The organism is Mangrovimonas futianensis (genome assembly GCF_021245805.1).
Taxonomy (GTDB): domain Bacteria; phylum Bacteroidota; class Bacteroidia; order Flavobacteriales; family Flavobacteriaceae; genus Mangrovimonas; species Mangrovimonas futianensis.
Map to the genome: position 1 here is coordinate 1 of NZ_JAJJNF010000015.1, position 7,923 is coordinate 7,923.

1 protein-coding gene and 1 pseudogene are annotated in these 7,923 nt (G+C 45.6%); both read left to right on the forward strand.

Going from position 1 to position 7,923, the window contains the following annotated elements:
- A pseudogene (locus LOK78_RS16895) lies at positions 1-120 on the forward strand (PorP/SprF family type IX secretion system membrane protein); the annotation flags it as partial.
- Positions 121-263: 143 nt separating this feature from the next.
- Positions 264-7,923: SprB repeat-containing protein (locus LOK78_RS16275; RefSeq protein ID WP_232635654.1), on the forward strand; the 7,660-nt coding region annotated here is incomplete at its 3' end.

A 7,923-nucleotide genomic window follows, 5' to 3' on the forward strand; every position in this document is an offset into this window, starting at 1 on the left:
ATCACTATGAACGACCTGATAGGCTACAACTCCGGTACACACATGATCACAATTGGTATCGACTTCCTACAGGGGCTCTCGGACTGCCCGTGCACCGCAAGCAAGCATAGAATGTATTAGTGGTTACATAAAAACAAAGGCACAGTTAAATTTATAAATGATTTAAAACAAATATTTAATGAAACAAAACTAGAACAAACACTAACATAACCTCCTTCTATGCGATGCCCCTTGCAGAAAAAGGAGAACTAAACTAAGCTGCCATGAAAAAACCTACTTTTTCAAAATTAGCCCTTATAACATTCCTATTGTTTTTGGGCTTTCATTCGTTTGCCCAAAATTATGTACCATTCACTCCAAGATTTGATCAAGATCTAAAGGGTGATATTTTGTTAATAGGAAACAATATTCTGGGTCCCGATAACAATGCATTTAATCAAAATAATGTCTATAACCATAACGTCGACATGACTTATATAGACATTGATAATGACAACTCCACCTTCAGTTCTTCAAGCGCTGACCTTGAAATTCCCAACCCCAATTGTTATCAAATAATCTATGCAGGATTGTATTGGGGAGCAGTAACAAATGGAGATGAACCAATTGAAAATGTCAAACTAAAAGGTCCCAGTGGAGGGTATTTTGATATCACCGGAGAAATAGTTTATAGTGCCAATGGTACTGCTACTGGAGATAGTTATCCCTACTCCTGTTATGCCGATGTAACGTCTATTGTAACCAGTCTTGACACCGATCTGGGGACTTATACCATCGCCAATGTATCCAGTGCACAAGGTGAAACAGGAAGTTTTAACCCATACAATGGAACAGGATATTCTGCTGGTTGGTCTCTCTTTGTGGTCTATGAAGACCCTACAATGCCTGGAAAATCCATCACTAGTTTTGATGGATTCAGTGCCATTAGTAGTAGTGTTAATTTAGACGTGCCAGTTTCTGGATTTAGAACCGTACCAGCACCCCAACCAGTAAGAGCTAATTTTGCTTTTGCAACGCTAGAAGGTGATAAACCTATTCAGAATGACAGATTGCTATTAAACAACGTTCCTTTATCAGCAGCTGATAGACCAGCAAATAACTTTTTTAACAGTTCGGTCACCCAGTTGAGTGCTTTACCTGTTGATAACCGAGTTCCCAATAGTACAAACACACTTGGATTTGACACAGGTGTGATGGTCGTACCTAATCCAGGCAACAATGTCATAGCTAATGATGCCACATCGGCTGTTGTAAGGTTGGAGAGTGATCAAGATGTCTATTTCCAATATTTCTATGCTTTTGCGGTAGAAATAATCGAACCCGATATCATTTTGACTAAAATAGTTGAAGATGACATGGGTAATGATATTGGTGGGCAATATGTAGGTTTAGGGCAGCCATTAAATTATGTTATTGGGTTTCAAAACGTAGGTAATGACCATGCAACAAACTTCCAAATTAGAGATGTTTTACCTATCAACATTATCTTTAATTACCCTGAGGATTTAGTGTTGCCTCCAGGAGTTACGGTTGCCAGTTATGATCCCATAACTAGGGAAATCATATTTAACATTGACGATTCTTTAGTCGAAATCAATGACCCTGTTTATGAAATACGTATAGAAGTTCAAACTGTTGAAACCTGTGCCGATTTAGCAGATGCTTGCTCCAATATTATCAACAACCAAGCGTTTGCTTCCTATCAAGGTACTATCAATCCTGATTTCTTAATTACGGACGACCCCAGTTTAAGCAGCAATACTGGGTGTTTATTGAGTCCACAAGCTACTAACTTTTTGGTGGATCTAGATTGTACTTTTTCAGAAGACTTTATTTTATGTGGAGACAGTATTACTCTAACTGCAGCCGATGGGTATGATACTTATGAATGGTCCAATAACTCTTCAGGAAACCCGGTTATTGGTACGGGTCAAACCTTTACAGCTACCGAAGTTGGAACTTACTATTCATTCAACACAGCTCCAAATCCATGTCAATCCATTGCTCAAGAATATCATGTAACAACTTTTGGAGGAGATATTACCAACCCAGTCATTCCTTATGCTGACGAAGTAGTCACCTGTCCAAACGACGGAAAACTTTTGCCGAATATTTATTTATGTGGAGCGAATGATTTTGTAGACATTCAAACCAATATCTCTGGCACGACTTCTATAGTATGGGAACAATTAGATGAGTCTAGTTGTGCTGCTGTAGAAAATGCAGATTGTGCCAATGAAAATGACGATTGTACTTGGAACCAAGTAGGAACAGGACCAAACTACACAGCTGATACGGCAGGTCAATTTAGTCTGACCATCAATTTTGAAGGAGGTTGTTATGTCCAATTCTATTTTAATGTCTATGAAAATTTACTGGAGCCTATTGTAACAGCAACTGACATCACTTGTGAATCTCCTGGAACCATCACCGTTAATGGTGTTTCCAGCGGATATGAATTTAGTTTGGATAATGTCAATTTCCAATCGAGTAACGTCTTCACTGTAACAACTCCAGGGATGTATACGGTTTATATTACTCAAACTGAAGTAGAAACCAATCCTTGTGTCTTCACAGTTCCCGATGTTCAAATTTTTGAAAGTGACTTTACAGCATCAACAATAATAGAACAACCTTTATGTTATGATGATTTTGGTAGCATTTACTTGGCAGCCAATGATGCCGATCCACAATACTATTTTTCGATTCATCAAAACGGAACATTGGTCAATAGTGTGGGACCACAAATGGAAAACAGTTACACTTTTGAAAATCTAAACCCCGGAATATATACGGTTAGTTTTGAAACTGATGATGGCTGTGAATATTCAGAAGAAATTGAAATTATTCAACCACCATTATTAACAGTAACTGCGGCATTGACAAGCCCCTTAACCTGTGACGACGGGGAAATCACTATTTATCCCGAAGGAGGAACGCCTCCATATTTCTATTTCATTAATAGTGCTTCAGAATTTCAAACCGTTCCAGAATATACAGTTACCGCTCCTGGTACTTATGCTATTCTTGTTATGGACTCAAATAACTGTAGTGCTACAACGACCATTACTGTTGATGATATTCCAGAACCTGATTATACAGTTACATCTACTAATATAGAATGTGGTTTTACTTCCAACGGAACCATAACATTTGATGTTACAAATACCTATGGAACAACTTTAGAATACAGCATTGATGGCGGATCAACGTTTGTTGATGCTCCTGTTTTTACAAATTTAACAGAAGGTACCTATGAAGTTATAGTAAAGTATAGTTTGGATGATTCAGTATGTTATACCGAATCACAACAAGTAACTATAACTGCCGATTCTACGATTGAAGGTACAGTTGAACTCACCTCCCCTTACACCTGTAACGGTAGCGGGACCATTACAGTGACGGGTGTAACTGGTGGTACGCCTCCCTATTCATACAGTATCGACGGGACCAACTTCCAGTCCGGCAATACCTTTACGGGCCTTACGGCCGGAACCTACACCATCACCGTACAGGATGCCAGTGGATGTTCCCTGGCAGTGGGAAACATCACCATCGATGCCCTGGACCCACCTACCGATATGGAGTTTGATATGACGGCCATTACCTGTCCTGCAAATTCATCCGATGTGACCATTACAAGTGTCACCGGAGGAAGCGGCGAGCTTCAGTACCAGGTCATAGCACCTGCTTCGGCAGCTACCCCATACCAGACATCCAATACGTTCCCAGACCTGGCTCCGGGAACCTACACCTTCCAGGTGATGGATGCCAATGAGTGTACATACAGCGAGACCATGACCATCGATCCCCTACCTACCATTTCCTTGAGCACCGTGCTTACCAAGGACCTGGACTGTACGGCCAACCCAGATGCCATCATTACGGGTACCATAACAGGTAGCTCAGCGCCCTACACCTATGCCGTGTCCATTAACGGTGGTGCCTTTACGGATCTTGGTGCAACGGGAATGACCTTTACCTATAGTGCATCCACGGCAGGGACCTACCAGTTCCAGATCACCGATGCCAACGGTTGTACCGCTACCTCGCCAGAACATACCATCAACCCCATTACGCCTCCGGCCATCAGCCTGATAGCACAGACAGCCCCAATACTTTGTAACGGGGATACCAATGGCGCCATGGAGATCACCATTGATGATACCGTGGGAACCCCGCCATTTACAATCAACGTATTCAACGATACCACCGGAACCGATTACGGAACACAAACCTCCAGCTTACCAGCCGGATCCTATACCGTGACCGTGACCGATGCCAACTCATGTACCGGTACCGACACCATCGTTATCGATCAGCCGGACCCTATTGACGTGACCTACCATGCCGTAGACATTACATGTACAAGTACCGGAGTATCACAGGGATCTATTATTGTAGATGGTGTTACCGGTGGAACCGCTCCCTACAACTATTTCGTAACTGGTACCAACGGTTATGAAAACTCCGAGCTTAATGCCACGGGATCCACTTCCGTGAGCTTTGATGTGGTGGACTTCGGACTTTACCAGATCAACGTCATCGATGCCAACGGATGTTCCGTTCTGGTCCAGGACGTATTGGTAGCATCGCCTCCTACCGATCTTGACATTACCGTAGCATCTACCGTGGACTGTTCCACTGGTGGGACTGCCGTGGTAAGTGTGGGATCTACCCTAAGTAGTGCCGGACCTTTTTACTTCAGTATCTACCAGGGACCTATATCAGAATATCCAAACCCTGCCGGGTCATGGATACCTGAAGATGCGCCCGGTAGCCAGTCGGCAACCTTTACGGGATTGACCCCGGGGGTAAGCTATACCTTTATTGTCTATGACGAATCGACCAACTGTAGCTACTTCGAGCCTGCTACGACTCCCATACCTACCAACTCATCCTTAACGGCCACGGCTGTTACGGCAAACAACATTACGTGTTCCGGTAGTGACGATGGGAACGTAACCTTTACCATCAACAGTGTCTATGGCACTGGTATCGATATATCCTATGAGGTGTTCGATACCCTGTCACTGGAATCTACCGGTGTGACCGGTTCTGGATCTGTTCCTTCAAACGGGTCTACCACCATCACCGATCTGGGACCACTGCCCTTTGGCAACTACTATGTCCTGATCACCGAGAATACCGGACCAAACGCAGGATGTAGCATTGTTACCATTCCTTTCAATATCACACAATCAGAGATCCCGTTGACCTTAACGGCCTCTGTGGACCAAAATGCCAACTGTAACCCCAATTCGGGAGTGATCAGTGCCATCGCACATGATGGAACGGCACCATACTTATACCAGATAACCACCACCCCTGCGGCCCCTGATGCTTCGGACAGTGCTTGGGCTTCCACCAGTACCTTTAACGTGGATGCCGGAACATATTACGTGCACACCATGGATGCCTATGGATGTATCGTTACCGTTCCTGTTGATATGATCTCTGATCCAGCCCCGATAGTGGATGCCGTGGCCACCAATCCGTGTACCGCTGCCGAAGGTGGGTTTGAAATTGAGGTCACCATGCCTACTGCGGGCGTAGCGCCATACAGTTTCAGTATCAATGGTGGGGCTTTCCAGACACAAAGTACGCCGTTTACCATTTCCAACCTATATTCTGGAACCCATACCGTGGAGGTACAGGATGCCAACGGCTGTGGAAACTTAGTGTCCGTGACCATCGAGGCGCCTCTTGGTTTGACACCGGAAGCTACTGCCCTACCATCATGTAACGACGATGACGGCGTGATTACCGTAACCGGTACTGGAGGTTCTGGCAACTTTACGTATGCCATAACACCTAGCTCTGGCTCAATAAGTTTATCTGGAAATGTGTTTTCTGGAGTTCCGGCAGGAATGTATACCATCACCATTACCGATACCGATACAGGATGTACCGAGGAAGTGGGCATCTCATTACCGGCCGCTACGCCTCCGTCATTTACGACCGTACCTACTGCCGTGACCTGTTACGGGGACAGTTCAGGTGCATTTGACATCAATGTAAGCGGATACTCGGGAAGCTATACCTATGAGGTATTCGATACCAACGGTGTCTCTGTGACCGGTGCAGTGGCAGCCAACACATCCACCAACCCGATAACGGTTACCGGAATGACAGCAGGAACCTTTACCGTAGAGATCATCGAGACCGAAAGTCCGTTCTGTAGTACCACATCCACTGTGGTCATCAGCTCGCCTACCGAGGCCCTGGACCTTGTGGCAGATATCACTTCGGATGTGACCTGTGACAATTCAAACGGAACCATTAACGTAATGGCCAATGGCGGTTGGGGAGATTACCAATATGAACTTACCGGGGATGCAACTGTTGCATACTCGACCAACAATAACTTTACGGAACTATCTGCGGGAAGCTACACCGTGAACGTCATGGATGCCGGAGGGTGTATCGCATCAGTGGATGTGGTGCTATCTGAACCAGAGCCCATTGCAGCTACCATGACCCCAAGTGCCACCATGCTGGATTGTTTTGGTGACCAAAATGCTTCCATAACAGTGGAGAACGTAACGGGAGGACAGGGATCAAACTATACCTATACCTTGAACATGACCGCTCCAACGGCAAGTTCTTCGGGACCGCAGACTTCCAATGTGTTTGCAAACCTAGGGGCAGGTACCTATACCGTGACCGTAACCGATGGATACAACTGTGAGTTCGTATCCGGGCAGATCGTCATTGACCAACCAGAGATCCTGGATGCTGCCCTGGTAACGGAAAGTACGGCAACTTGTTTGAACGATGCGCAGCTGACCTTGAGTGCTACCGGTGGAACGCCGCCATATACTTATAGCTCGACTCCGAACGGGACCTCCATGGGAACCTTTAACACATCGGTAACCTTCTCTGTGTCTCCTGGAACACACCAATTCTATGTACAGGATGCCAACGGGTGTACCACTGGGGTGACCAATGAGATTACCATTGAAGAACTACCAGATCTAATTGTCAACCTGGAATCAACAAACCCGACCATCAACTGTGCCGGTGACAATACCGGAGCCATCGTGGCAAGTGCACAAGGCGGTCTGGGCGACTATGTTTACACCTTACAGGATACCTCTGGGAACACCATCAACGCGGTACAGAATACCCCGGGAGTATTTACCGAACTTTTGGCTGGCACTTATGTGGTACAGGTAGAAAGTGGTGACTGTCTGGCAACCACTGCCAATATCACGATTACGGAACCCCAGAATCCGTTGGAGGCCACTTTTGAGGTCAACGATGTCACATGTTTTGGAAGCAGTGACGGTTCCATTGTCATCAATGCCACGGGTGGTACGGGCGTTATCATGTATGCCATATCACCACAGATGAACCAGTTCTTCCAGACCAATGTCTTTGAAGACTTGGCCCCTGGGGATTACGAAGTGATCGTGCAGGATGAATTGGGTTGTTATTTGACATTTGAGTTCTCCATAGCAGAACCAGAACCGGTGATTATCAGTATCGTACCGGATTCCATGTACCCTGAGGTATGTGCCGGAGACCAGGACGGTGAGTTCAGCATTGAGGTTTCTGGTGGTACCGCGCCATACAGCGTGAGCTTGGACAACTATGACGGTCCTTATACACAAGGTGCCCCTGGACAGACCCTGTTTGAGTTTACGGGATTGGGTGGCGGAGACCACATCGTATATGTGCGAGACAGCGAGGGATGTGAATCTGAGTGGAACATCACCTTCCCAGAGGCTGCCAACATACAGGCTGTGGTAACGGTTGAGTACCTATGTGTAAACAACTTATCCAGCAATACCGTAACCGTGACCGTGGACGAGACACTGACCGATATCTCACAACTGGACTATTCACTTGACGGTGGACCATACCAGATGAGCAACGTATTCAACGACGTGCCTCCGGGAGTGGGACACTATATCGAGG